This window comes from Pedobacter arcticus A12, from assembly GCF_000302595.1.
Taxonomy (GTDB): domain Bacteria; phylum Bacteroidota; class Bacteroidia; order Sphingobacteriales; family Sphingobacteriaceae; genus Pseudopedobacter; species Pseudopedobacter arcticus.
Map to the genome: position 1 here is coordinate 753,660 of NZ_JH947126.1, position 26,768 is coordinate 780,427.

A 26,768-nucleotide genomic window follows, 5' to 3' on the forward strand; every position below is an offset into this window, starting at 1 on the left:
ATTTCAGGACGAGACATTTGAAATTTTTTAATTGCCACTTTTTCCGCTAAATGAATCAAGAGCCTTTAAAATCTTCAAATTTATCCCAAAAACCATCTTTTGGAAGCGGTGCAAAAACCTTTACAGGTTCTTGTTTAACCGGATGTATAAACTCCAATTTCCTGGCGTGTAAACAGATAGATTTTTTACGGCTTCCGCGTGGATAACCGTATTTATTATCACCAACTATCGGACTTCCTAAAGTTGCCAACTGTGCCCTAATCTGGTGCGGACGACCAGTAATTGGATCAACCTCTATTAAATAATAATCGTTTAAAAAGCCTAAAACTTTAAAATTAAGCTCGGCTCTTTGGCTGCCTTTTACCTCTGTATTGTAAGCAGTAGTAATGTTTTTCTTTGGGTTTTTGACCAACCAATGCACCAGATTACCTTCCATCATGCTGGGTTTTTGCCTTACAACAGCCCAATAGGTTTTGTGCATTTCCCGTTCTTTAAACATTTTGTTGATCCGGTCCAAAGCTTTCGAAGTTTTGGCGAATAAAATCACACCGCTCACTGGCCTATCTAAACGATGAACCACGCCTAAAAATGCACCATTTGGCTTATTATATTTCTCGGCAATGTAGGTTTTTACCATTTCATCCAAAGATGGATCATTGGTATCATCAACCTGTACAATCCAGCCAGCTTTTTTATAAACAGCAATCAAATGGTTATCCTCAAAAAGAATATCCTTATCGGTGACTTTATAAAAATTTGGATCAGGTTTTTCGTTATGCATTTTTTAATTTTGAATGAAGCCTCACCCCAACCCTCTCCGAAGGAGAGGGAGCTACCTGCTACCGGGAATGACCAACGGACTCCTTTTAGTATATGATTAATATGATTCTGATTGCCTATTATTCCTATTGACTATTCACTATTGACTACGAACTCACTAAATTCTAAACAACAAACCACATAGCCACCTAACTAACTAAAAACTAACTAACTAACTAACTAACTAACTAACTAACTAACTAACTAACTAACTAACTAACTATCCAATCCGTTGCCTAACTGCTTCATATAAAATAACTCCTGCAGAAACCGAAACATTTAAAGAAGCAATTTCACCCGCCATTGGTATTTTAGTCAAATAATCGGAGTTACGAATCAGTTCAAAACTTATTCCTTCATCCTCCGCCCCCATAATAATTGCTGTTGGCGCCGTATAATCTGGCTTATAAATCAAATCGTCGGTTTTTTCGGTACAGGAAACAATCTGCAAACCCGAGTCCTTTAAAAACCTCATGGTTTGCAACAAACTATCGTGGCGACAAATTGGAATTTTATATAAAGCACCAGCCGATGTTTTTACAGCATCGGGATTAATTTGAGCAGCACCTTTTTTAGGAACAACAATCGCATGAACGCCAGTACATTCGGCAGTACGAGCAATCGCACCAAAATTCCGAACATCGGTTACGCCATCCAAAATTAAAATCAACGGAACTTCGCCACGTTCGTAAACATCCGGAATAATATTTTCTATTTTTTGATACGTAATTGGCGAAATAAAAGCAATAGCACCTTGGTGGTTTTTAGCCGTGATGCGGTTCAGTTTTTCAACCGGTACCAACTGCGATGGAATATCTTGACCTCTTAACGCAGCTTTCAATTCCGACATTAAGTCTCCACTCAAACCACGCTGTAAAAACAACGATTCAATATCTTTTCCAGAATTAATGGCTTCTATCACTGCCCTAATTCCAAAAACCATTTGGTTCATCTCCTTCGGCTCGCTTTTAAATCTTCTTTCATTCATACGGGCGCAATTTAGCCAAAAACTCTGTCATTGGTTAAAAAAATCACATGGTTTTACCAGAATCTGGGGTTTATTAACAACTCGCTTTTTTATCAACACGCCCTTCAAGCTCTATATAATAGTAAATATTTTATTGTACTCGAGTTTTTAAACATTAGCTGTTGATAATAAGCCTGATAAACCCTTGTAGCCGAGGTTGAAAAATCAAGTCTTAAAATTCTGTTTAAAACTCTTGGAATTAGTCATCTTTTTTTGCATATTTTTGTAGTTATGAGTTCTGAAGTTGAAAACAAAAAAACCGGATTTTCTAAAGATAATAGAAGCAGACTAAGCAGTATGGTTTCTGGTTTAGGGAAACTTCCGCCACAGGCTTTAGATTTAGAAGAAGCAGTTTTGGGTGCACTGATGTTAGAAAAAGATGCGCTTTCAACCGTTATTGATATTTTAAAGCCTGAGGTTTTTTATAAAGATGCTCACCAAAAGATTTTCCAGGCGATACAAACTTTGTTTACCGCATCGTCGCCAGTGGATATTTTAACAGTTTGTTCTCAGCTACGCCAACAAGGTGAATTAGAAATTATTGGTGGCGCATTTTACATTACCGAATTAACAAACAGGGTTGCCTCGGCAGCCAATATAGAATTTCATGCCCGTATCATATCTCAGAAATTTATTCAGAGAGAGCTGATCAGGATTTCAACCGACATCATCAATCAATCATACGAAGACAGTAGCGATGTTTTTGAGTTGCTGGATTATGCAGAGAAAAACCTTTTTGATATTGCCCAAAACAATTTAAGGAGAGATTCTCGCAAGATGGATGATATTATAAAGGAATCCTTGAAAATACTGGAATCTCTGCGAGGTAAAGATGATACGTTAACAGGTGTTCCATCTGGTTTTACTGCCTTAGACCGAGTAACAAATGGCTGGCAAAAATCTGATTTAATTATTATTGCTGCCCGTCCGGCGATGGGAAAAACCGCTTTCGTTTTAACCTGTGCCAGAAATGCAGCTGTTCAGTTTAACAAACCGGTGGTGGTTTTCTCATTAGAGATGTCATCCGTACAGTTAACCAATCGTTTAATTTCTGGTGAAGCCGAAATTGAGCAGGAAAAAATAAGAAAAGGTCAGTTAGAGCCTTGGGAATGGCAACAGATGACTTCTAAAATTGGAAAATTAAGTGAAGCACCTTTAATTATTGATGATACGCCAGCGTTAAACGTTTTCGAGTTTAGGGCTAAATGCAGAAGACTAAAAGCACAATACGATATTCAGATGATCATTATCGATTATCTGCAGTTGATGCAAGGTAAGTCTGACGGAAAAGGTGGTGGCGGTGGTGGTAACCGTGAGCAGGAAATATCCAGTATTTCTAGAGCGCTAAAACAGGTTGCAAAAGAACTTAGCGTTCCGGTGATTGCACTTTCACAGTTGAGTAGAGCGGTAGAAAACCGTCCGGGTGGCTCAAAAAAACCAATGTTATCCGATTTAAGGGAATCTGGTGCGATTGAGCAGGATGCGGATATGGTGCTTTTCTTATACCGTCCAGAATATTACGGGTTAGACCAAGATGAGAACGGAAACCCAACTGCTGGTGTGGGTGAAGTAATTATTGCAAAACACAGAAATGGTGAAACCTGTACCGTACCATTAAGATTTATTGGTAAGTACGTTAAATTTACCGATTTAGAAGATAATTTTGGTGGCATTAGTGCTTCGGAAAACTCAGGCGCAGATCCATTCTCAAGTTTAGCCCCTTCTACACAGTTTGAAAGCATTACGCTGAAACCAAAAAACTGGGATGTGGAAGATGACGAACCGCCTTTTTAAACCAGCAAAACAACTCTATATCCATAAAGTTTATATTATTTTCTTTGACGCAACAAATGGCAAGGTTTTTGGTGTAAAGAAGGTTTAATAAGTACTGCTTAGTCAAAAGCATGCTATTTAGGTTTTTAATCTCGAACATTAGTTTATGATTACTAGAACTATACACAATGCCAGAACCTTTACAAACATTCGATCCCGAAATTCAACAATCCCAAACTGCTATTGACCCAGCTCAAGAAGCGCTGTTTGTAATGAAGCAGGCACAGGAATTAGCAAGCTTTGGAAATTGGGTATGGGATATTGCAACAAATAGCGTCACCTGGTCTAATACATTATACAAAATTTACGGGCGAAATCAGTTCCAGTTCAAAGCAACATTTGAAGGCTACCAAGAGATGCTACATCCGGAAGATCGAAGTAAAATCGCTTCGATTATTGGTAATGCCTTAAAAACAAAAAAAGACGTGATTTTTGAAGAGCGCATTATCCGCCCTAGCGGAGAAATTAGATACCTAAGATCCTGGGGTTGCGTAAAATGCGATTTAAACGGAAATCCTCAAAAAATGATCGGTGCTTGTTTAGATATTACCGAAACCAAGCTTAAGGAGCAAAGTATCGTAAACAACGAAATTGCGTTAAAAAAGCTGGTTGATCAACAATCAAAACACATAAAAACCATAGAAGAACAAAACAAAAAATTGAATGAGATTTCCTACATCCAGTCTCACGTAGTAAGGGCGCCGTTGGCGAAAATCATGGGTTTAACTGATTTATTTCTGAGCCACTCTGGATCACCAGAAGAGAAAGACGAGATATGCAAACATCTTGAAAAGGTTGCTATCGAGTTTGATCAGATCATCACAGATATTATCAGAAAAACAGACACATAGAAACCAATTTACAACATCTTTTAACTTTGCTAAATTCATTATTTTACTGAAAGACCTGAAAATTATCAGCAAGTCCCACACACTCGCAACTACCGTTACTCCTACGCCAATCAAAAAAATCAATTCCTACACTAGTGTTACCAAATTTTGCTATTTTTGCCCAAACCACACGAGCTGATGCAAAATTTAACACTTCTTGACGGTCAGAAATTCCAAATCACCCTACAACGGCTTTGCCACCAATTGATAGAAAATCATAATGATTTTTCTAATTCAGTAATACTTGGCATACAGCCCAGAGGCATCTCTTTATCCAAAAGAATTGCGGGAGAATTAAAACAGATTATCCCAAATGCGCATATCAAAAGCGGTATTTTAGACATCACGTTTTACCGCGATGATTTTAGACGTGGCGACCATCCATTGGTACCAAGCAGTACCGAAATCGATTTCATTATAGAAGGCAAAAAAGTAATTTTAATCGACGATGTTTTATGGACTGGCCGTACCATTAGAGCGGCAATGGATGCAATTTTAGCTTTCGGCAGACCAGAAAAAGTAGAGCTTTTGGTTTTGGTAGATAGGCGCTATAGCAGACATTTACCCATTGAACCAAATTATATCGGCATTAAAGTAGACTCCATGTCGTCGCAAAAAGTAGTGGTAAGCTGGGAAGAAACAGACGGAGAAGACAAAATTGTTTTAGTATCTGAAAGCGTTTAAAATATGGCAGAAATAGCACAAAGATTAAGCAGTAAGCACCTTTTAGGGATTAAAGATTTAACCACTCAGGATATCAATCTGATTTTAGAAACTGCAGATACCTTTAAGGATGTAATTAATCGCCCGATCAAAAAAGTACCTTCTTTAAGAGATATCACCATTGCCAACATATTTTTCGAAAACTCTACCCGTACCAAACTATCTTTTGAACTGGCGCAGAAACGCCTTTCGGCAGATGTGGTAAATTTTGCTGCATCAAGTTCATCGGTGAGCAAAGGCGAAACCTTAATAGATACGGTAAATAATATTTTATCCATGAAAGTGGATATGGTGGTAATGAGACACCCCTACCCCGGAGCAGGTGTTTTCTTAAGTAAACATATTAATGCACAAATTGTGAATGCTGGAGATGGCGCTCATGAACACCCCACCCAAGCCTTGTTAGATGCTTTTTCTATCAGAGAAAAACTGGGCGAAGTTGCAGGCAAAAAAGTGGTAATTGTGGGTGATATTTTACACTCAAGGGTTGCGCTATCAAATATTCTTTGCTTGCAAAAGCTAGGTGCAGAAGTAATGGTTTGTGGCCCAACTACATTAATCCCAAAATATATACAAACGTTAGGTGTAAAAGTTGAACACGATCTGCGCAAAGCACTAAACTGGTGCGATGTTGCCAACATGTTAAGAATACAATTGGAAAGGCAGGACATTAAATATTTCCCATCCTTACGGGAATATACCATGATGTACGGTTTGGATAAAAAGATTTTAGATTCTTTAGATAAGGAAATCATCGTGATGCACCCAGGCCCAATAAACCGTGGCGTAGAGATCAGTAGTGATGTTGCCGATAGCAAACAGTCCATTATTTTAAACCAAGTGGAGAACGGTGTTGCGGTTAGAATGGCAGTACTTTACCTGTTGGCGAGCCAAACATAACACCATCAAAAACCCAAAAATTCAAATTTCACCATATTATTCATGGATAATTTGCGTTCTATTGTGGCCTTTATTAACACGTGTTGGTTAATAACTTAGCCGTTAAAGAATGTAAACGTTAAATTTATGAGATTCATTTTAAAGACATTATGCGTAAAATAACACTTATATTATTTCCATTGTTTTTTATTTCGGGTGTAATTTTCGCTCAATTGCCCGCCTATTTTCAGGTTAACGAAAAGTATAAAATGGCAATGGAGTTGCTTTCGCAAGAAAAGTATGCGGCAGCTTCTTCTGTTTTTTACGAGGTAGAAAAGACAAAAAATATTGAAACGCCACAATCCGTAAGAAATTCGGAAATAAGCAACTTGAAAATCAACAGCGAATATTATAGAGCGTATTGTGCTTTGGCATTAGATAATGATGATGCTGAACAACTTTTTAAGCGTTTCATTAAAAACCATCCGGAAAGCCCAAAAGCTAAACAAGCTTTTTTTCAGGTCGGTAAATATTATTTTAGCCAAGGTGCGTACCAAGAAGCTTTAGATTGGTTCACAAAAGTTAGTTCCATAGATTTAACCGGTAAAGAAGATACCGAGTATAAATTTAAAACTGCTTATGCTTATTTCGAAACGAAAGATTACGCAAGCGCAAAACCACTCTTTGGTTTGGTAAAAGATGAGCAATCGAAATATTCGGAACAAGCCACCTATTATTATGCTTATATCGCTTATGTAGATAAAGAATACGCTCTGGCCTTAAAAAACTTCGAAAAATTAAAGAACTCGAAAGCTTACGAAGCCAGCTACCCTTATTATATCTCTGCAATTTATTTTTTAGATAAAAGGTATGAAGATGTTTTGGCCTATGCCGTTCCAATCGTGGAAAACACAAAGCAGTTAAAAGAAACTGAAATGTTGCGCATTATTGCTGCATCTTATTTTGCTAAAGCCGATTACCCGAATGCCTTATCCTATTATGAGCGTTTCATGAAACAGGATTTGGGTAAAACACAGAACAACCAAGACAGCTACCAAATTGGCTACACTTACTATAAATTAAAAAAATACAATCAAGCTGTTGAGCAGTTGGGTAAATTAATTAACGACAAAACCGCTTACAGTCAGGCCGGTTTATACACTTTAGGTGATGCTTATTTAACTACCAAAAACAAACAAGGCGCAAGAAATGCTTTCCAGTTTAGCTCTAAACTGGATTTCGACAAACAAATTGAAGAGGAAGCTTTATTTAACTTCGCCAAACTGTCTTATGAACTGCAGTTCCACACTATCGCTTTAGACGCTGCGCAAGAATATCTAAAAAAATATCCCCGCTCAAAACATCTAAATGAAGCAAAAACCTTATTAGCAAAAGTTTTACTTAGCACAAAAAACTACCGAGATGCAATTGATATTTTGGAAGGTATTGAAGATAAAACACCAGACGCCAAAGAGGCTTACCAAAAAGTAACCTATTACAGAGCTTTAGAATTTTATAACGAACGGGCTTTTGAAAATTCTATAGGTTTATTTTTACGTTCAAATAATTACCCAATAGATAAAGAGGTTTACGCATTATCTACTTATTGGTGTGCCGAAGCAATGTATGAGGTAAGAAAATATAGTGAGTCTGTAAGCTACTTCGAGACCTTTTTAGGGATGAATGCTTCTAAAAAGACAGATTTATATAATTACGCTAATTATGCCTTGGGTTACGCAGCTTTAGAAGGAGAAAATTATCCTAAAGCTGCAACATACCTTGCTCGCTTCTTAAACGGAAACGAGAAAGACCCTAAAACAATTAAAGATGCTACGTTAAGATTGGCTGACGCTTATTTTGGCTCTAAAAACTATGGCGCTGCTTTAGGTTATTATAACCGCATAATTGAACAACGCGGAAGCAGCGAGGATTATGCCTTATTTCAACGTGGTATTATAGAAGGTTTACAAAATCAGCCAGAAGTTAAGATTGCGACCTTATACTCATTATTGGCAAAGTTCCCGAATTCAAACTATTCTGATGATGCAGGTTTTGAAATCCCTTATACTTATTTTTTAATTGGCCAGGGTGATAAAGCGAAAACAGATTTAACTAGTTTTATCCAAAAGTATCCAAGAAGTTCTTATGTGCCACGGGCTTTGGTCACTATCGGTTTGGTGAACTACGACCAGAAAAACGACCAGGTTGCACTAGAAACATTTAAAAGAGTTATTAGCGAATATAAATCAACCGATGAAGCACAACAATCATTAAAAATTATCCAAAAGATATATTTGGATATGGGTAATGCTACAGACTTTATCAATTATGCAAACACCACTTCTATCGGAAACTACAGCACTTCAGAACAAGACAATATCATGTTCCAGGCGGCAAATACGCAATACTTAAAAGGAAACTGGGAAGCCGCTGTAGAATCAGTAAATGCATATTTTGATAAATTCCCGAAAGCAATCCAAGATAAACAAGCCAAATTTATTAGGGCAGAAAGTTTTAAAAACTTAGGAAAGTTTGCACCCGCGATTATAGACTACGAGTACATTTTAAACGACTGGACCAGCGAATATACCGAACGGGCGCTCATCAGTATTTCTAAAATTTATTTGAACAACAAGCAATACAATGAAGCTATTGTCCACCTAAAAAAACTGGAAATAGCATCTGAGTATAAAGCCAACTATAATTTCGCGATCAATAATTTAATGATTGCCTATGCCGGCATTAACGTACCAGATCAAACTTTACTATATGTTGATTTGGTAAAAAATTACGAAAAATCATCAGAAGAAGACCGTAACAAAGCCGGATTATACGCAGGTAAAGCGCAATTATTACTTGCTGATACTGCAAAAGCAAAAAAAGAATTTGAAGGTGTTGTAAAAGCAACCAAGACTATTGCAGGTGCAGAGGCATTATACAATATTGCAGAGATTCAATACCTTAAGAAAGATTATAAAGCATCTCAAAAAACCTGTTTCCAGTTAATTAACGATATGCCAAGTTATGATTACTGGGGCGCAAAAAGCTTTATTTTATTATCTGACAACTATACAGCTCTGAAAGATAAAGTACAAGCAATTGCTACCTTAAAAAGTATCATCGAAAATTATGATGGTAAAGACGAAATTTTAGAAACGGCAAAGAAAAAATTAGACGCAATCAACAGCAAATAAAACCATGAATAATAAAACACCCTATATCAGCGCTTTTGTTTTCTTCAGCTTATTTGCGATTAATGTATCCGCACAAACGCCAGATAAAACCAAAGAACCGGCAAAACCGGTAGTCACAAAAGAGAAAGCAACTGAAACCACTAAACAGGATACCAGCAAAAGAAACGCAGTTACAGAAGAGGTTGAAGTAGTTCGGTCATACAAACCTGTTTTGGCAGATGCCGTAAAGATTAGAAGAAGTCCTAATTTAAGTGATACAAAGCCTTTTAACCCACAAGTTAAATACGATTTAATAGATAAACGTTTAGAACTCAACAGTGGCATTAGGGAGCTGGAAGCGCAAAAATTAGCTAAAGAAATCGCAGAGCAGCGTCAGAATAATTTCGCGAAATTAGCCTTTGGAAACCTTGGAACGGGGTTAGCGCAACTTAACTTGGCAACCGGACAAGATCCTGCTTTACAGGCTGGCTTTAACTTTAACCACTTATCTATGAGCGGTAAAGAAAATCAACAGAAAATAAGCAAGCAATCTTTAAGTGGCTACGGACGTAGTATTGGAGATGAAATGGTGCTGGAAGGTAAACTAGGTTATGATAGATTAGGAACTTATTTTTACGGCACCGACCAAATGGGATCTTTTACAAACCTAAATCCTGCAAAGCAACGTTTCAATTATTTTAATGCCGAAGGTTTATTGTTTAACAGAACCGACGCGGATGACGAAACCAGCTTCAGCTATGCTGCAAAAGCGAGTGCGTATATTTTCAACAATGCTTTTAAAGCTAAAGAAAACGCAGTAATTATTTCTGGTGGCTTAGGTAAAGATTTAAACAAATTCCATGTAGGTACAAACGCCGTAGTTGATATCACCACCAGTAAAGACTCGGCCTACAGCTTCAACAACAATATATTTAAGCTAAATCCGTACATCAAAATACAAACGGAAGTTTTAAAATTAACGGGCGGAATTAATTATGTAAATGAGTTTGGTGGCAATCAACGTATCCATATTTTTCCAGCTGCTAGTTTAGATTTTATGTTGATCAAAAACTACCTAACCATCTTTGGTAATTTCGGTGGCAACGTAGAAAAAACCACTTTAAAAGGTTTATCAGACGTAAATCCATACATCAATCAAAACGTATTGTTAAAAAACACGGTTGAAAAATTTTACGTCTCTGGTGGTATTAGAGGAACTTTTGCACCAAATATTGGTTATAAAGCAATGGTCAGCTATAAAACAATTGGCGATCTATCGTACTTTGTAAACGATAGTACCGAAAGAAACAAGTTTAACGTTGCATACATGACTGGCAACACCAAAGTTATTGGCTTTGATGGTGAATTGAACATCAGTTTCTCTGATGCTTTTAATTTAGATAGTAAAATTGCCATTAAGCAGTATGATAACAGCAAGGAAGACTACGCTTGGTTACGTCCGGGTTTCACATTACAATCTACCGCTTCGTTTAAAATTGTAGATAAAGTGAAGATTTCTGGAGATTTATTGTTCCAAGGCGAAACCAAAGCTAAAATTTTTGACATCCCAAGTAATTTCCCCAACCCTACTTACACCGCTAAAGCAATTAAAGCTTTCGCCGATATTAGCGTAGGTGCAGATTACCAATACAACAAACAGATTTCTGCGTTTTTTAGAGTAAATAACATTTTAGGAAACGAATACCAGCGCCTTCCCTACTATAATAATTACGGGATAAATATATTGGGCGGAGTTAGCTATGGCTTTTAGAATTTTTTAGGTGACTACACTTAAAAAAACTACTTTTACAAATTGATGGAGATTTCAAACTATTTAGTAGAACTTATAACAGACAAAGATCAGGTTACCGTACCTGGTTTGGGCAAGTTTTTAAAAAAACGCAAGCCCGGCTATTATGACGACGCTACTAAAACATACTTTCCGCCAAGTGGAGAAGTTGTTTATACTGCTGATTACATGCATGACGATAAGTTGGTGCACCTCATCAGTCAGCGCAAAGAAACTTCATTGACTGCCGCCTATGCAATTTTAGACGAATATATCAGAGAAATAAAACTTGCACTCAAAAATAACGAGGTTAACCTGAAAGGCATTGGTATTTTAAAAGATAACGGCGGGCAAATTAGCCTAACATCAGAAACAGAAACAAACCTAAACAAAGCATTTTTTGGTTTACCGGCGGTTGACACCTTATCGGCTAAATTAGTTGGCGTAGAAACCGAGACCTATAGTTTGGCGCAACAAGCGTTAAACACCTCAATACCAGATGAACTTTTTGAACAAGAGCCACGCCGAGGCGTTGTTGCCATTACAATGGGTATTATTGCGGTAGTAATATTAGCTGGCGTAATTGCTTTATACTTTGCAAAGCCAGATATTTATAAGAAATTAGTTACGCAGATTCAGAATTACACTATCTCAAAGCCCAGTGCTACGCCAATAGCGCCGGTCGAGCCACAAAAGGAAAGTTCGGGCGCCATCGCGTTACAAAAAGCAGATTCGATTTACCATGGTGATGATATTGAATCAAAACTCAAAGCAGAAGGTTTTGAGGTTGAAAAAGTTAAAGATTCTACCAATGTTTCGGTAAAACCTAAGTTTTTGCCGAAAAAAGGAGATATTAAGTACGAAATTATTATCGGATTATACACAAGACGCGAAGATGCCGTTAAAAGAGTGAGCCAGTTAAAGGCAAATGGAATTGATGCACACATTGTGGAGGACGCAGACGGACCAATGATTAAGATTAGTTGTGCAACATTATACAATGAGGCCGATGCAATAAAAGAAGAAGCAAGAGTAAGAGAAGAGTTAAACCCAGAAGCATTTAAAAAAGCGATTAAAATATTAAAATAAAATATGTTTTTACAAGACACCCTACAACCATTAACAGACACCGCAACAAACGCTGTTTCTGCATTACAAGCTAGCCCCAACCAAGAATTAAGTTTATTTGAATTGCTAACAAAAGGTGGCTGGGTAATGATACCGCTGGCAATTTTGGCATTATTAGGCTTAGTTATTTTCTTTGAACGTTACTTAACCATTAGAAAAGCAAATAGAGACGAATCGCAATTAACAATGCAGGTACGTTCAAGTATCAAAACAGGTAATTTAGATTCGGCAATAGCGATTTGTAAAAGTAGCAACACCCCACTTGGGCGTATGTTACAAAAAGGTTTGTTAAGAATTGGTCGCCCTATTAAAGATATTGAAGGCGCTATCGAAAACATTGGTCGTTTGGAGGTTTCCAAACTGGAGAAAAACTTAGGGATTTTAGGTGTTATTGCTGGTATTGCTCCTATGTTAGGTTTCGTGGGAACAATTATTGGGGTAATTACTATTTTTCATGATGTATCTGTAAAAGGCGTGATTGAAATTGGAACCATTTCTGGTGGATTATACGTGAAAATGATTTCTTCTGCCACCGGATTAATCATCGGTATCATTGCTTACGTTTTGTACAATATTTTAGTGGCAATGGTTGATAAAGTGGTATTAAAAATGGAAACAGATTCTATCGAATTTATTGATTTATTAGAAGAGCCAGGCCGATGAATCTAAGAAAAAGACAAAGACCACACGTAGAAGTTCATACTTCTGCGTTGAACGATATTATGTTTTTTTTATTGCTGTTTTTCCTTTTGGCATCCGCAGTGGTAAATCCAAATGTGGTAAAATTATTTTTGCCCCGCTCTAGCTCTGGACAAGCTTCGCCACAAAAAACAATCAACGTATCTATCACCAAAGATTTACAATATTTTGTAGAAAAAGAGCAAGTTCCTTTTGCAGGATTAGAGCAAAAAATAGCAACTTTTCAACAAGCGAATCCCGATTTAACCGTTATACTTTATGCGGATAACAGCATTGCGATACAAAATGTAGTAAGCCTTACAGATATTGCAAATAAGCTTAAAATTAAACTGGTGCTAGCCACTGAGCCACAAAAATGATATCCATATTAAAGAACACTCCCGACAATAATTACCCGAAAGCTATCGCTATTTCTGTTGGCTTATTGGTGGTTTTTTTATTGTTGAGCATCTTTTATATTGTGAGTAAGGCGCAAGCGCCAGAAGAAGTTGGTATCGGTGGTATTATTGTAAACTACGGAACTTCTGACGAAGGTATGGGCAATGATTACATGAGTGTTGAAGAACCTTCTGTTGACCCAAATGCAAATGGCAAAGCTCCTGATAAAATTACCCCAGATGAAACGGTTACTCAAAACACAAATTCGGCCAACACAGACAATAATATTGTAACGGATGACAACTCTGATGCTGTGAGTTTAAACACCAAAACTAACACTACAAAGACTGCTCCCACTCAAAAAACGGAAGACAAACCGGCAACTCCTGTAATTAATCAAAACGCCCTTTATAAAGGCAATAAAAATAAAGGAACGGGAACTGGCGATGGAACAGGAAATGTTGCAGGTAACCAAGGAAAGCCTGAGGGCGATCCTTTAGCAAGTAATTATGATGGTACCGGTTCTGGAAATGGCGGTGTTGCTTTAGATTTGAAAAGTCGGAGGTTTGTTAGTCGTCCTGCTATCGATGATTCAGGTCAACAACGAGGCTTTATCGTTATCGATATTGTTGTAGATAGAAACGGCATTGTAATAAGTGCAACTGGCCCTGGAAGAGGTAGTTCATTAACGACCCCATCTCTTGTAGAGAAATGTGAGAAAGCCGCTTTGGGTTCTCGGTTTAACACTTTAGACAAAGCTCCAGAGAATCAAAACGGAACAATCGTTTTTAACTTTAAAGTGAAATAAGGTTTTGGATGTGCAGAGTGGCTAAGTCGGAAGTCCGCTGTCCGCAAATATTCTTGCTCTCATTAAAGATTTTCTCATCTATTCAAAATTAAATCATTTCCCAAAATGAATTACCACCAAACGCTTGATTACCTTTACGCTAAACTTCCCATGTTTACAAGAGTTGGTGCGATTGCATACAAAGCGGATTTAGACAATACCATTGCATTCTGCAAACATCTAAAAAATCCAGAAAAAAAGTTTAAAACTATACATATTGCCGGTACTAACGGAAAAGGTTCAACATCGCACATGTTAGCAGCTATTCTGCAAAAAGCAGGTTATAAAACTGGCTTATATACTTCGCCACATTTAAAAGATTTTAGGGAGCGCATTAAAATTAACGGCGAGATGATTTCTGAAAACGAAGTAACCGACTTTGTGAAATCAAACCAAGACTTTATTGAAGCACTTTCACCATCGTTTTTTGAAGCAACAGTAGCAATGGCTTTTGAGCATTTTGCCAAACATAAAGTTGATATTGCAGTAATAGAGGTTGGTTTAGGCGGAAGACTAGACTCCACCAATGTTATTTCACCACTACTTTCTGTAATTACCAATATCGGTTTCGACCATATGAATTTGCTAGGAAATACTTTAACAGAGATTGCTGGCGAAAAAGCTGGTATTATTAAACCAGCAACACCTGTAATTGTAGGAGAACATCAGCCAGAAATAGCGATGGTGTTTGAAAACAAAGCGAAGGAAAACAACTCGTCCCTAACTTTTGCCAGCAATGAGTGGTGTTATGATGATAGTGAGCTAATTGATGGAAAAAGAGAAATCACCGTTCATGGTAAAGAAGATAGTTTCGACCTAAAATTAGATTTAACCGGCACTTACCAGGTTAAAAATGTAAAAACCGTACTATCAGCAGTTCAGGCGCTTAAAAGACAAGGTTTTGATATTTCCAATAACACGTTGATCTCCGCTTTAAGCGAAGTAAAAAACCTTACCGGCTTAATGGGAAGATGGCAAACCTTACAAGAAAACCCTTTGGTTATTTGTGATACAGGCCATAATGAAGACGGTATCAAAGAAGTACTGTATAATATATCTTTAACCTCGCATAAACAGTTGCGGATTGTTATTGGAATGGTAAAGGACAAGGAAATTTCTAAAATATTGGAGCTTTTACCAAAAAATGCTATCTATTATTTCTGTTCGCCAAAAATTGAAAGAGCAAAATCTACAGAGGAATTAAAAAAAGAAGCTTCTCAATTTGGTTTAAACGGAGAAGCTTTTCCTGATATTGATACGGCCTTATCAAAAGCTAAAGCCGATGCCCAACGTGATGATTTAATATTTGTGGGCGGAAGCACATTTGTAGTTGCAGAAGTAGTTTAAGCTTCTTAATTATGCTTAAGCCTCGCTATTCGGTAGTTTAGAATTATCACACCCAATTTACTTTGATAACCCATTACCGGCGCAACCAGTCTAGCTGTTGAATCGCTTAAAGTAAGTACTTCTACACTATCTGTTTTTAAATAGCTCATGTATACATCTTGTGCCATAGTTCCTTCTAGTTTTTTATCAGTAGAATTTATAATCTTCCCAACAGCATTTAACAAGGTTACTTCCATTACGTTTTTTTCTTTCACCAAATCGGTATTAAAAACGTTGATCTCATCTAAGTTATTTCGCAGCATCTCACTTCTAACTGCCCAAACTAAAGGTTTGGCGCTCATTTTCAACATCGCTCTATTTTGATTTACCAAGGCAGAATCGGCCTCTATAATTAAATACTTCTTAACCTGCCCTAAGCGATATTGCTGGTAAAAATACGTACCTACACCAACCACCAATAAAATCAGGATAATTATCCACCTGTAATCGATTCTTTTCTTTGCTGCTTCCATTTTCTATTTTCCAAATTTATGACAAAAACCGAACCGCTAATCAGTTTTGCCTTGCCCCTGTATTTTCACATTGAAAGGTGGCGCCTGATAATCTTTAGGCAAATAGCTTTCTGGTATTGTGGTAGTGCTTCCATCCCTCGCTGCTCTGTAATGTGGCGACATAATCTCAATACCAGCCTCGTTACATGCATCTTGTATGTTTTGATGAAGGCTTGAATAAATGAGCGCTTGTTTGCTGGCATGTTTAGTATAGGCATTAATCTGATAAGCAACGTAAAAATCTTCTAAACCTGTTTGCAATACAAATGGACTAGGTGTTTGTTCTACCAAATCTGTTTTCAGTGCTGCTTTAATCAAAACTTCATAAAGTGTTTTCCAAGGTACATCATAACCAATGGTAATGGTGGTATGAACAATTAAACCGGGTGATGCCTCTTTGTTACAATTTGCCGAATAATTAATGGTACTGCCCGAAAGCACTGCCGAATTAGGAACGGTAATATCCTCGTTTTTAATGGTTTTTATTCGAGTTACTAGCATGGTTTTCTCTACAACATCTCCAACATGTTCGCCTATTTTAACCCTATCCCCTATTTTAAATGGGCGCATGTAAGTTATTACCAAACCTGCTACCATATTGGTAATGGCGCTTGATGATCCTAAAGAAATAAGAATACCCAAAAAAACGGAAACCCCCTGAAAAGCTGCAGAATCTGAACCTGGCAAATACGGCCAGATGATTACTAACATAAAAGCATAGAGTACAACTTTTAAAATATTAAAAGTTGGATTGGCCCAATCCTGATGAAAACCGGAAATCTGAATATTGCCTCTACTAATCTCTACCACAAAGTATCGAAGGGCTTTAATAGCATATTTAAATATAAAATAGATAACAATGATGGTAATTAGATTTGGTAAAAAACCAACGATAGCATTTAAAGAAGTAAATAATGGCGTTAAAATCCATTGAATAAGCTGGCCGGTTAAGTTTTTTGTTTGTGGAAAAATACTAAACAGTAAGGGCAGAGAGAGGTAGATTATCAAAATCACCACCAAAATGCGCACCGTATTATAAGCTTTTAAAATAAACGACTTGATTTGGTCTGGCGAAAAGATTTTGATTTGCTTACTGGTCAAAAACTCAAAAAGCTGTTGGTTCTTAATTTCGAAATAATTCTCTCCTTTTTTAAATAGTTTATTGACGATACTAATTAATAAAGTCAGCCCTAAAATTATGGCCAAAGCAATTGCAATCTTCTTAACCCAATTGATAACACTGTTTTCCTTTTTCTTTAAAACGATTTGGCTTTTAATTGTGTTTAGGTATTCCGTGGCCACTATTAAAGGTGTTTTATCAAACCAAAGCGCATCTAAATCACTGATAGACATTACAACCAGCTCTTTATTATAAATGATATCAACGCTTTCTTCGTTCTGAAGTACTTTTAACGAATCAGCTTTAAAAAACGGATCCTGATAAAGGGTTTCTATTTTTTTTGAAATAGATTCTGCCCGGTCTTTAGCCTTAAAAGAGCCTACCCGTACAAAAACATTAAACAAAGTATCATTAAGCAAAACCACTGGGTAGCCCTTATTATCCTTTTTTAATTCATCAATTTTTTTCTTCTGCTGTAAGCGTCTTACAGAATCGGCCTTATTAATAGCTATAAGCCTTGCTCTTAGCTCTTCTGTTTTTGCCTGATTGCCTACCACACCTTTCAACTCCTCCTGTATTTGAAGTTTCAGTAAAGAATCTAAATGCCCCTGTTGTTGCTGCCGTATTAAAATACTCTCAGTAACATGAATAGAGTCATTATGTAAAGAATCTGTCTCTTGTGCCTTTTGTTGCGCTAAGGCTACTGAAGCAGAAAAAACAAAGATGTATAAGAAAATGCCTTTTAAGTACCTATTCATAAGCTAACCATTGAAAAATTAAATATAATCAAAGCTTTGTGTATTTGACCAAACCAAAAACGCCTTCTTTAAATTAATCAATTTTTAAACCTATAAAATAACTTTTCACCATTATAATCTATTCTCAAAACAAAGTAGGCTAACGCCATTCAACAACGCGACAGCTATTGCTCCCAATTTTGATCAAGTGTATTGCACTGATAAAAAAATAATCACAAAAAAAATTGTTTTGAATGAAAAATTCATATATTCGTGTACGCTCACGGTCAAGACGTGAAATAAAAGACCTAGTTATAACCTTATTACTTAACAACCTTTAATGCCACTTAAGAAAGCTACAGATACAATTTCAACTTATTTACGTGTACGCTCACGAAGCATTTCTATTTACATTAAACACATATATTCATAGGTATGCTAAAAGACAAAAACAAAGCACAAATCAACTCAGTACACGTAAATTCGCTTAGTTCTAGAGAAACAACAATCTCCATGTTTATCTTGGGTGGGCTGTTTTTTGTATTTGGTTTCATCACCTGGATCAATGCCATCCTCATCCCCTATTTTAAAATAGCTTGTGAGCTAACTAACTTTCAATCATACTTAGTTGCCTTCGCTTTTTACATTTCCTATTTCGTGGTATCATTTCCTTCATCCTACTTACTAAAAAAAGTGGGTTTTAAAAAAGGGATTATGTACGGTTTGTGGCTAATGGCAGTTGGGGTATTTATTTTTATACCGGCAGCCTTAACCAGAACTTATGAGATATTTTTAATAGGCTTATTTACTATTGGTTCTGGCTTGGCCATACTACAAACTGCAGCTAATCCCTATATCACAATTCTAGGTGCGCCAGAAAAAGCCGCCAAACGCATTAGTTTCATGGGTATCTGTAATAAGGGAGCAGGTATTTTGGCACCTCTAATATTTGCATCAGTTATTTTTAAAGTCAGCGATAACGAAATGTTAAAGCAACTGCCCTTGATGACTGAGATTGAGCGGAGCGGTGTTTTAGACGAACTGATTAGACGTGTAATTGTTCCTTATGGAGTATTAGGGGTGGTTCTGACTATCCTTGGCTCATTGGTGCGTTTTTCGCCCCTGCCTGAAATTGATACCGAGCAAGAAACAGAAGAGCTATCTACTTTAAATCTTGATAAGAAAAATGCTTTCCAATTCCCCTACTTAGTATTAGGTGTGCTAGCCATATTTTTTCATGTGGGCACCCAGGTAATCGCGATTGATACAGTTATAGGTTACGCAAATAGCATGGGCATGCCCATTATGGAAGCTAAAGTTTTCCCATCGTATGCATTGTTCGCAACAATTATGGGTTATGGCTTAGGTATCGTATTAATGCCTAAATACATCTCTCAGGTTAACATATTAAGAATATGTACCCTTTTAGGCCTGGCGCTTACGCTCTGCATTATCTATATACACGGCGACTACACCATTTTAGGACATCGCATTGATATTTCTATCTGGTTTATCGTGGCGCTTGGCTTAGCTAATTCATTGGTATGGGCCGGCATATGGCCATTGGCACTCAATAATTTAGGCCGATTTACAAAAGTTGGTGCTTCTATGCTCATCATGGCACTTTGTGGAAGTGCAATTTTCCCGCTGATTTACGGATACGTTGCTGACCTATATGATGTAAGAACCGCCTATTGGATTTTGTTTCCATGCTACCTGTATTTAATTTTTTACGCCTTTTATGGTCATTTAATTAAAAATTGGCTACCAACATTAAAAGTCAAAAACTGACAATGTAACTCAATAGCGAAACACATTAATAAACGGGAGGAAAATTAAGAATAACCAACATAACCATTACAAACTAAAAACTAACGATTACATGAATTCTAAAAAAACTTAAAATTACCAGAAAGATAAAAAAGCCTAGGGCATCTTTTATCCACTCTTTAAATGTTAACTCAGGAATTAACAATTCCTGCAAATCATTAAAAATTTTAAACGCAAAAGAATGAAAAAAAAACTATCACAAAGTACATCTTCTTTTTTGAGCTTTTACCGGGCTATTAATCCAAAGCACACCCTATTATGTGCTTCTGTATTAATGTTTTCGTCTAATGTAGATGCTGCTACAGAGAAATTTGTCAAAGCAACAAAAACCAACAGTATTGAGGTTAACTCAGGTTTTAGTATTACAGCTAGTAAAACTTTTTTAGCTAAGGATGTAGTAATTAAAGGAAAAGTAACTGGCGACGGTGGCGGTGCACTTCAAGGTGTTTCTGTTACGGTTAAGGGCAGCAAAACCAGTGCTGGAACTAATATGTCTGGAGACTTCCAAATCACTGCACCAGAGGGGTCTACATTGGTATTCACTTATGTAGGATACATTTCTCAAAGCATTAATATCAGCAATAAGTCTGTAATTAATGTTACCATGGCAATGGATTTTGATAAATACAAAATTGATGAAGTAGTGGTTGTAGGTTATGGCACTCAGAAGAAGAGAGACGTAACCGGAGCTGTTGGGTCAGTATCTATGAAAGATATAGAAAACGTACCTGTTACCAGAGCTGATCAAATTTTACAAGGAAGGATGAGTGGTGTACAAGTAACTCAGACTAACTCAGAACCCGGTGGAAATGTTTCTATCCGTATTAGAGGAACAAACTCCATTACTGCTGGTAACGAACCGTTATTTGTAATAGATGGTTTCCCAGGTGCTGGAGATCTTAACTCAATCAACCCAAACGACATTGAGTCTATCGATGTTTTAAAAGATGCATCTGCTACAGCTATTTATGGTAGTAGAGGTGCAAATGGAGTTGTTATTGTAACCACAAAAAAAGGAAAAGCTGGACAAACAAACATCAATTTTGAGGCTTATCATGGTGTACAGGGAGTAAGTAAAACTTACGACATGATGAATGCTACCGAATATGCAACATATTTAAATGAGGTAGTTAGGTTGAATAATGCAGAAACAGGCAGTACAACAGCGCCAGCTTATACAACTGCCCAAATTGCAGCTTTGGGCACTGGAACAGATTGGCAAGATGCACTTTTACGCTCAGCACCAATTAGTAATTATCAGCTGAGCATTTCGGGCGGAAATACCGATACGCAACAGAGCTTAAGCCTTAATTACATGAACCAAGAGGGTGTAGTACTTAACTCTGGTTTTAAAAGAGCAACCGTAAGGTATAGCTTAGATAAAAAAATCAGTAACAAGATTAAAATGGGATTTAATACCCAAACTTCTCGTACTGATGAAGACAGAGCTTTGGTAAATACTCCTGGCGGTAGTGCAGGTAGTGTGATTTTAGATGCCTTAAGATCTAATCCGGCAATACCAGTTATTGACCCCGTTACAGGTCAATACACTTTTCAAAACGGCCCAGCTCCTTATGCAGATAACAATATAGGTAACCCCGTTGCTTACGCACAAAGAGTAAACAATAAATTCGCAACGCTAAGAAGTTTAATGAATGCTTTTGGCGAGTATGAATTTATAAAAGGCTTGAAATTAAGAGTGAATGGTGGTGTTGATTTAGCTTACAACACACGTGACTTCTATTTACCAACTGATCTTTTCTTAGCGTCGGGACAGGGAACTGCTACTAGAGCTGCCGGAAACAGATACAGCTGGATCAATGAGAATTTTTTAACCTACGATAAGACATTTAGTAAAGATCATGTACTTACCTTATTAGCAGGTTTATCTGTTCAGCAATTTGATAACACCAATTTCGACACGTCTAATAGAGGTTTCTTTACAAATATCTTAGGTTCCGACAATATTGGTATCGGTTCTACCCTTCAAACCCCTTCGTCAGCAAGATCTAGAAAAAGTTTAGCTTCTTATTTTGGAAGAGCAAACTATAGCTTAATGGAAAAGTATTTATTTACTTTCACCATGAGAGCAGATGGATCTTCTGTTTTTGGAGCTAACAACAAGTGGGGTTATTTCCCTTCTGCTGCGGTTGCATGGAGAGTTATTGAAGAAGATTTCATGAAAGACATCAGCTTCATCAGCGATTTAAAATTACGTACAAGTTATGGTATCACCGGAAACCAGGAAATTAACCCTTACTCTTCATTAGGTAGGTATTCTGATAAAAGATACACTGCTGGAGCTACAAGGTTAACTGGTATTGCTGCCGATAATATATCTAATCAAGATTTATCTTGGGAATCTACCGCTTCTTTAGATATAGGATTAGATGCTGCGTTTTTTCAAAACCGTGTAAACTTAACTTTAGATTATTATCAGAAAAAAACCAGCGATTTGCTATTAGAGGTATCTATCCCTAGAAGTACAGGTTATTCAACAACGTTAATAAATGCCGGTAGTGTAGAAAATAAAGGTATAGAACTTGGTTTAAGTACGGTTAACTTTAACGGTAAAGACTTCCAATGGAGCACAAATGCTAACATCTCTTTTAACAAAAACAAAGTCACCAATTTAAATGGAGAATATCAGCGTTTTGTTGGAGATTTGAGTACTAGTGTTTTCCCTGGCGCAAACCCAGGTAGTAACGTGTTACGTATTGGCGAGCCAATCGGGTCTTTTTATGGTTATACCTTCCTAGGTATTTGGCAAACTCAACAAGAAATTACAGATAGTCAAATTACTAATGCTGTAAAACCAGGAGACCCACGCTATAACGATACAAATGATGATAAAACCATCAATGCTGCAGATAGAACAATTATTGGAAAAGCACAGCCAGATTTTATCTACGGTTTAACCAACAATTTCAGCTTCAAAGGATTTAATTTAAATGTATTTCTTCAAGGAGTGCAAGGCGTAAATGTGCTTAACCTAAACAGATACGAAATTGAGTCAGGTATAACGAATACAAATAAACTGAAAAGTGTAACAAATAGCTGGAGTGGTCCAGGCACAAGCAATACGCTTCCAAAAGTAAACAGTACTGTGAGAAGAACTACTGGAGTAACCAGTGAAGTTGTAGAAGATGCAAGTTTCTTGAGGATAAAAACAGTTTCCTTATCTTATAAGATCCCGGTTTTAAAATCAATGATGAAAACTGTAAAATCGTCAAGCATTTACTTTACAGCACAGAACCTATATACTTTTACTGATTACACAGGCTTTGACCCAGAAGTTAATTCTTTCGGTTCTAGCAACTTAAGTTTGAATACAGATTATAATGCGTATCCAAACGTGAGAACATTTATTGTAGGTCTAAAAGTTGGATTTTAAATAGTAAACACATGAAAAAATATATTGTAGCAATGGCCGGACTGATGTCCATAACCATGATCTCTTGTGAAAAGTTTTTAGAAGAGAAACCTTATGACTTTATTGGTAATGCCAATTTTTATAAAACAGAAGGAGACGCTAACGCGGCACTAAACGGTGCTTTTGGAGCTCTTCAACCTCAAACCTATTTCGGAAGAACAAGTTGGTTGGTTACTGAATTAAGCGGAGATTTGTTGAGAGTAAACGCAACGTTAGCTGATCGTGACAATTTGTATAACCAAACTTTTGACGAGAATAACGGCGAAATTGGCAATTGGTGGAATAGCTCTTACCTATTAATTAATAGAGCTAATGATATCATTAAAAATGTACCTAATATCCAAATGGATGTTGCCAAGCGGAACAACATTGTTGGTAACGCTACCTTTTTAAGAGCTATGGGTTATTTTGATTTGGTAAGAAGTTTTGGGAGTGTTCCATTAATCTTAAGTCCAACAACAGATTTAAGTAGCTTAAAACCAAGTAGAACTCCAATTGCAGAAATTTATGCAAAAATTATCGAAGATTTAAAATATGCGGAAGCCAATTGTCTTGCAGAAAATCTAATTCCTGCAGCTGCAAAAGGTAGAGTATCAACTGGTGCAGCATCTGCATTGCTGGCAAAAGTTTATTTAACTAAAGCAACAACAACTGCAAAGGAAGCCAGTGATTATACAAATTCATTAACCGCAGCTAATAAAGTAATTAACTCGGGCGGTGTATATGGCTTGGTTCCTTACGCAGATGTATTTGATGTTAACAAAGAGAACAACAAAGAGCATATCTTTTCTGTTCAGTTTGACTTACCTCCAAGTGTTGGAAATATTGTTGTACGGATGAACTTACCTAGTAGTTTAACAGGCACCGCATCTTTTGTTGTTGAAAAATCTTTCGAACAGTCGTTTTTACCTGGAGATATAAGGAAAGACTTAACAATGAAGAAAGTAGCACCAAGTGACCAGTATGCTTATTACTCTAAATTTGCAGATCCATTAAGACAAACTAATAACGCAAGAAACAATGTTTTGATCACTAGATATGCCGATATTTTATTGTTGCAATCTGAAGCTTTAAATGAAATAAACGAAGCTGATCCTAACAAACTTGCTGGTATCAACGCGGTAAGATTACGAGCTGGACTTCTTCCTTTACCGTTAACGCTAGCTGCTCTTGGGAGCAAAGACGCATTTATTGACGCTTTAGTACAAGAAAGAGCTTGGGAACTGAGCTTAGAAGGCCACAGACGTTTTGATCTGTTAAGATTAGGAAGATACCAAGCAAGACAACAAGTTGCATTTAACAGAACAGTTGCTGATAAGTATTTATTATTCCCAATACCTTTGGCAGAAACTACCCTAAATCCAAATTTATTACCAAATAACCCTGGTTTTTAGAGCCTAAAAAAAGATTACAGAGAAAGCCAGATCATATTGAAATGGCTTTCTCTTAATAAAGCGAGTGTGCAAATTACTTCTTTATTAAAAATCAAAAATAAATCATCTTATTGAATTGAATGATTAGCCCTCAATTTTTGGTTAGCCATCAATCACAATCTCAGTCAAATAAAAAAGTAAAAAACAACAGACGGGGATATCTCAAAATTTAAATAGTAAACAAAAATCAAAGCTCACTCACACGCTTACCTAATGAAAACATTACTTATTCCTTTAACAGATGAAGTGAATACTAATTCCAATGTGGAAGAGGTGGCATCCTTACTAGCTACTTTTCCAAAAAACAATATCGATTATCAACCTTGGGGTAACCATGAAATAAACTGCCAAACCAGCTTTAGCATTGCGCATAACGGTAAGGCCATTTTTTTAAAATATGAAGTTGCCGAAGACGTAATTAAAGTAAATACTTATGAAACAAACGGACCTGTTAATAAAGACAACTGTGTAGAGTTTTTTGTGTCTTTTGGCTCCGAAAAAGGATACTACAACCTAGAAGTCAACTGCGTCGGAATTATCCGAATGGCTTATGGAGAAAAACGAGCTAATAGAATATCCTTAACAGAAGAAGCTATAAATAGAATTAAAACACATATAGAAATTAGAACCTCACCTGCTAACAGCCTTACAAAATATTTATGGCAAATCAGTTTAACAATTCCAATCGAGGCATTCGAGTATAGCTCTTTAAAAACGCTACACCAACAAACCTGCTTCGGAAACTTTTTTAAATGTGGAGATGATTTGCCCCAAAAACACTTTTACGCGTGGAATAAAATTGATGCTGAAGCTCCTGATTTTCATTTACCAGCATTTTTTGGATCACTCCATTTTAATTAAACAACTAACCTCAAAAACTGAAACAACAAGTTTAAAATACAATTAGCAATTGTAAAAAGCCAAACATGAAAAAGATTAAGATAATTAACGGCCGTATCATCACCCCCTACCGCATAATAAATAACGGTGTGCTATTGATCAATGGCGAAAAAATAGAACTTGTTAGCGAGGTTGATGTTGAAACTACAGATTACGAAATAATCGATGCCAAAGGAAATTATGTTTCTCCTGGTTTTATTGATATCCATATCCACGGTGGTGGCGGGCATGATTTTATGGACGCAACCGAAGAAGCTTACTTAGGTATTGCAGAAATCCACGCAACTTACGGCACTACTGCAATGTCGCCAACCACGCTTACCTGTTCAAAAGAAGACTTATTAAAATCAATTGATTTGTACAAAAGCGTACAATCTAAAAATACAAACGGCGCTCAATTTATTGGTTTACACCTTGAAGGCCCATATTTTGCCCTTAGCCAGAGCGGTGCCCAAGACCCTAAGTATATCAGAAACCCCGATGTGGAAGAATACAAAGAGGTAATTGCCTACGGTAAAGGTATTATAAAACGCTGGAGCGTTGCCCCCGAATTACCGGGCGCCATTGAACTGGGTAAATACCTGAGAACTCACGGAATTGTTGCCGCTATTGCACATACCGATGCCATTTATGAGGAAGTTTTAGAAGCCGTTGAAAATGGGTACACTTTAGCAACTCACCTTTTTTCGGCAATGTCTACAATCTCTAGGCGTAATACTTACCGTTTTGCAGGTGTAATTGAGAGCGCATTTATCATCGATGTGATGGATGTAGAAATTATTGGCGACGGCATTCATGTTCCTCCGCCCTTATTAAAAATGACTTATAAAATTAAGGGTGCCGATCGTATTGCGCTAATTACCGATGCTATGCGGGCGGCCGGAATGCCCGAAGGCGATAGTGTACTTGGACATAAAGAAACCGGATTTAAAGTTATTGTAGAGAATGGTGTGGCTAAAATGGCCGATAGATCATCTTTCGCCGGCAGCGTTGCCACCACAGACAGGCTGGTAAGAACGATGGTTCAAATGGCCGATATACCTTTGGTAGAAGCCGTAAGAATGTTATCTAAAACGCCGGCTACAATAATGGGCATTGAAAGTACAAAAGGGACTTTAACGGCAGGTAAAGATGCAGATGTATTGATTTTTGATGAGAACATCAATATAAAAACTACAATAATCAACGGAAAAACAGTTTACGTATCCCAAGATTTTGGGTAAATAACATTA

20 protein-coding genes are annotated in these 26,768 nt (G+C 37.0%); 16 read left to right on the top strand and 4 right to left on the bottom strand.

The genetic code is table 11. The features are described 5' to 3' along the window. Nucleotides 1–55: 55 nt before the first annotated feature. Both B176_RS0110330 and rlmB read right to left on the bottom strand, forming a co-directional pair. Nucleotides 56–781 (bottom strand): RluA family pseudouridine synthase, encoded by a 726-nt coding sequence (locus tag B176_RS0110330; RefSeq protein WP_017258733.1) that lies wholly within the window; start codon nt 779–781, stop codon nt 56–58. Nucleotides 782–1,039: 258 nt separating this feature from the next. Continuing rightward, nucleotides 1,040–1,807, bottom strand: coding sequence for a 23S rRNA (guanosine(2251)-2'-O)-methyltransferase RlmB (gene rlmB, locus B176_RS0110335; RefSeq protein WP_017258734.1), 768 nt, complete (start codon nt 1,805–1,807; stop codon nt 1,040–1,042). Nucleotides 1,808–2,077: 270 nt separating this feature from the next. Here rlmB and dnaB point away from each other — a divergent pair, with 270 nt between their 5' ends. The 11 genes from dnaB to B176_RS0110395 all read left to right on the top strand — a co-directional run bounded on the left by dnaB (nt 2,078) and on the right by B176_RS0110395 (nt 15,532). Further along, nucleotides 2,078–3,640 carry a replicative DNA helicase gene (gene dnaB / locus B176_RS0110340; protein WP_017258735.1) on the top strand — a complete coding sequence of 521 codons (1,563 nt, stop codon included), beginning with the start codon at nt 2,078–2,080 and terminating at the stop codon, nt 3,638–3,640. Nucleotides 3,641–3,807: 167 nt separating this feature from the next. Beyond that, nucleotides 3,808–4,530 carry a PAS domain-containing protein gene (locus tag B176_RS0110345; RefSeq protein ID WP_017258736.1) on the top strand — a complete coding sequence of 241 codons (723 nt, stop codon included), beginning with the start codon at nt 3,808–3,810 and terminating at the stop codon, nt 4,528–4,530. Between the two features lie 177 nt (nt 4,531–4,707). Continuing rightward, on the top strand, nt 4,708–5,253 hold the full coding sequence (gene pyrR / locus B176_RS0110355) for a bifunctional pyr operon transcriptional regulator/uracil phosphoribosyltransferase PyrR (protein WP_017258738.1): 546 nt from the start codon (nt 4,708–4,710) through the stop codon (nt 5,251–5,253). A gap of 3 nt (nt 5,254–5,256) precedes the next feature. Next, on the top strand, nt 5,257–6,192 hold the full coding sequence (locus B176_RS0110360; RefSeq protein WP_017258739.1) for an aspartate carbamoyltransferase catalytic subunit: 936 nt from the start codon (nt 5,257–5,259) through the stop codon (nt 6,190–6,192). A 149-nt stretch (nt 6,193–6,341) separates the two neighbouring features. After that, entirely contained in the window at nt 6,342–9,365 is a 3,024-nt protein-coding gene (locus B176_RS0110365) for a tetratricopeptide repeat protein (protein ID WP_017258740.1), read from the top strand. A 4-nt stretch (nt 9,366–9,369) separates the two neighbouring features. Next, nucleotides 9,370–11,115 (top strand): TonB-dependent receptor, encoded by a 1,746-nt coding sequence (locus B176_RS0110370; protein WP_017258741.1) that lies wholly within the window; start codon nt 9,370–9,372, stop codon nt 11,113–11,115. A gap of 45 nt (nt 11,116–11,160) precedes the next feature. Further along, nucleotides 11,161–12,222, top strand: coding sequence for an HU domain-containing protein (locus B176_RS0110375; RefSeq protein WP_017258742.1), 1,062 nt, complete (start codon nt 11,161–11,163; stop codon nt 12,220–12,222). Nucleotides 12,223–12,225: 3 nt separating this feature from the next. After that, a complete protein-coding gene (locus B176_RS0110380) occupies nt 12,226–12,924 on the top strand; it encodes a MotA/TolQ/ExbB proton channel family protein (RefSeq protein ID WP_017258743.1) in 699 nt (232 codons plus the stop codon). Then, complete coding sequence (locus B176_RS0110385) at nt 12,921–13,319, top strand: ExbD/TolR family protein (protein WP_017258744.1); 399 nt, start codon at nt 12,921–12,923, stop codon at nt 13,317–13,319. Before B176_RS0110380 ends, B176_RS0110385 begins: the two co-directional genes overlap by 4 nt. Next, complete coding sequence (locus B176_RS0110390) at nt 13,316–14,146, top strand: hypothetical protein (RefSeq protein ID WP_017258745.1); 831 nt, start codon at nt 13,316–13,318, stop codon at nt 14,144–14,146. Before B176_RS0110385 ends, B176_RS0110390 begins: the two co-directional genes overlap by 4 nt. 105 nt (nt 14,147–14,251) lie before the next feature. After that, nucleotides 14,252–15,532: a bifunctional folylpolyglutamate synthase/dihydrofolate synthase gene (locus tag B176_RS0110395; RefSeq protein ID WP_017258746.1), complete on the top strand. Its 1,281-nt coding sequence runs from the start codon at nt 14,252–14,254 to the stop codon at nt 15,530–15,532. Nucleotides 15,533–15,537: 5 nt separating this feature from the next. Here the strand turns inward: B176_RS0110395 and B176_RS19405 are convergent, their stop codons facing one another. Together B176_RS19405 and B176_RS0110405 are read right to left on the bottom strand one after the other, a co-directional pair. Then, complete coding sequence (locus B176_RS19405) at nt 15,538–16,044, bottom strand: hypothetical protein (RefSeq protein WP_017258747.1); 507 nt, start codon at nt 16,042–16,044, stop codon at nt 15,538–15,540. A 36-nt stretch (nt 16,045–16,080) separates the two neighbouring features. Next, nucleotides 16,081–17,961, bottom strand: a complete 1,881-nt coding sequence (locus B176_RS0110405; RefSeq protein WP_017258748.1) for a mechanosensitive ion channel family protein — start codon at nt 17,959–17,961, stop codon at nt 16,081–16,083. 414 nt (nt 17,962–18,375) lie between these two features. Between B176_RS0110405 and B176_RS0110410 the strand changes: the two genes are divergently transcribed. From B176_RS0110410 to nagA, 5 genes are all read left to right on the top strand, one after another. Beyond that, nucleotides 18,376–19,731, top strand: coding sequence for a sugar MFS transporter (locus B176_RS0110410; protein ID WP_017258749.1), 1,356 nt, complete (start codon nt 18,376–18,378; stop codon nt 19,729–19,731). A 220-nt stretch (nt 19,732–19,951) separates the two neighbouring features. Beyond that, nucleotides 19,952–23,164 (top strand): SusC/RagA family TonB-linked outer membrane protein, encoded by a 3,213-nt coding sequence (locus B176_RS19410; protein WP_017258750.1) that lies wholly within the window; start codon nt 19,952–19,954, stop codon nt 23,162–23,164. 11 nt (nt 23,165–23,175) lie between these two features. After that, nucleotides 23,176–24,597, top strand: coding sequence for a RagB/SusD family nutrient uptake outer membrane protein (locus tag B176_RS0110420; RefSeq protein WP_017258751.1), 1,422 nt, complete (start codon nt 23,176–23,178; stop codon nt 24,595–24,597). A gap of 252 nt (nt 24,598–24,849) precedes the next feature. Beyond that, nucleotides 24,850–25,497 (top strand): carbohydrate-binding family 9-like protein, encoded by a 648-nt coding sequence (locus tag B176_RS0110425; protein ID WP_017258752.1) that lies wholly within the window; start codon nt 24,850–24,852, stop codon nt 25,495–25,497. A gap of 65 nt (nt 25,498–25,562) precedes the next feature. Then, on the top strand, nt 25,563–26,759 hold the full coding sequence (gene nagA, locus B176_RS0110430; RefSeq protein ID WP_017258753.1) for an N-acetylglucosamine-6-phosphate deacetylase: 1,197 nt from the start codon (nt 25,563–25,565) through the stop codon (nt 26,757–26,759). Nucleotides 26,760–26,768: the final 9 nt, after the last annotated feature.

Bases quoted from the DNA above. Each gene is read 5' to 3' on its own strand.
- nagA (WP_017258753.1), top strand. From the start codon at position 25,563: ATGAAAAAGATTAAGATAATTAACGGCCGTATCATCACCCCCTACCGC.
- B176_RS0110380 (WP_017258743.1), top strand. From the start codon at position 12,226: ATGTTTTTACAAGACACCCTACAACCATTAACAGACACCGCAACAAAC.
- B176_RS19405 (WP_017258747.1), bottom strand. From the start codon at position 16,044: ATGGAAGCAGCAAAGAAAAGAATCGATTACAGGTGGATAATTATCCTG.
- rlmB (WP_017258734.1), bottom strand. From the start codon at position 1,807: ATGAATGAAAGAAGATTTAAAAGCGAGCCGAAGGAGATGAACCAAATG.
- B176_RS0110360 (WP_017258739.1), top strand. From the start codon at position 5,257: ATGGCAGAAATAGCACAAAGATTAAGCAGTAAGCACCTTTTAGGGATT.
- B176_RS0110370 (WP_017258741.1), top strand. From the start codon at position 9,370: ATGAATAATAAAACACCCTATATCAGCGCTTTTGTTTTCTTCAGCTTA.
- B176_RS0110410 (WP_017258749.1), top strand. From the start codon at position 18,376: ATGCTAAAAGACAAAAACAAAGCACAAATCAACTCAGTACACGTAAAT.
- B176_RS0110365 (WP_017258740.1), top strand. From the start codon at position 6,342: ATGCGTAAAATAACACTTATATTATTTCCATTGTTTTTTATTTCGGGT.
- B176_RS19410 (WP_017258750.1), top strand. From the start codon at position 19,952: ATGAAAAAAAAACTATCACAAAGTACATCTTCTTTTTTGAGCTTTTAC.
- B176_RS0110345 (WP_017258736.1), top strand. From the start codon at position 3,808: ATGCCAGAACCTTTACAAACATTCGATCCCGAAATTCAACAATCCCAA.
- B176_RS0110390 (WP_017258745.1), top strand. From the start codon at position 13,316: ATGATATCCATATTAAAGAACACTCCCGACAATAATTACCCGAAAGCT.
- B176_RS0110395 (WP_017258746.1), top strand. From the start codon at position 14,252: ATGAATTACCACCAAACGCTTGATTACCTTTACGCTAAACTTCCCATG.
- B176_RS0110375 (WP_017258742.1), top strand. From the start codon at position 11,161: ATGGAGATTTCAAACTATTTAGTAGAACTTATAACAGACAAAGATCAG.
- B176_RS0110425 (WP_017258752.1), top strand. From the start codon at position 24,850: ATGAAAACATTACTTATTCCTTTAACAGATGAAGTGAATACTAATTCC.
- B176_RS0110420 (WP_017258751.1), top strand. From the start codon at position 23,176: ATGAAAAAATATATTGTAGCAATGGCCGGACTGATGTCCATAACCATG.
- B176_RS0110385 (WP_017258744.1), top strand. From the start codon at position 12,921: ATGAATCTAAGAAAAAGACAAAGACCACACGTAGAAGTTCATACTTCT.
- B176_RS0110330 (WP_017258733.1), bottom strand. From the start codon at position 781: ATGCATAACGAAAAACCTGATCCAAATTTTTATAAAGTCACCGATAAG.
- dnaB (WP_017258735.1), top strand. From the start codon at position 2,078: ATGAGTTCTGAAGTTGAAAACAAAAAAACCGGATTTTCTAAAGATAAT.
- pyrR (WP_017258738.1), top strand. From the start codon at position 4,708: ATGCAAAATTTAACACTTCTTGACGGTCAGAAATTCCAAATCACCCTA.
- B176_RS0110405 (WP_017258748.1), bottom strand. From the start codon at position 17,961: ATGAATAGGTACTTAAAAGGCATTTTCTTATACATCTTTGTTTTTTCT.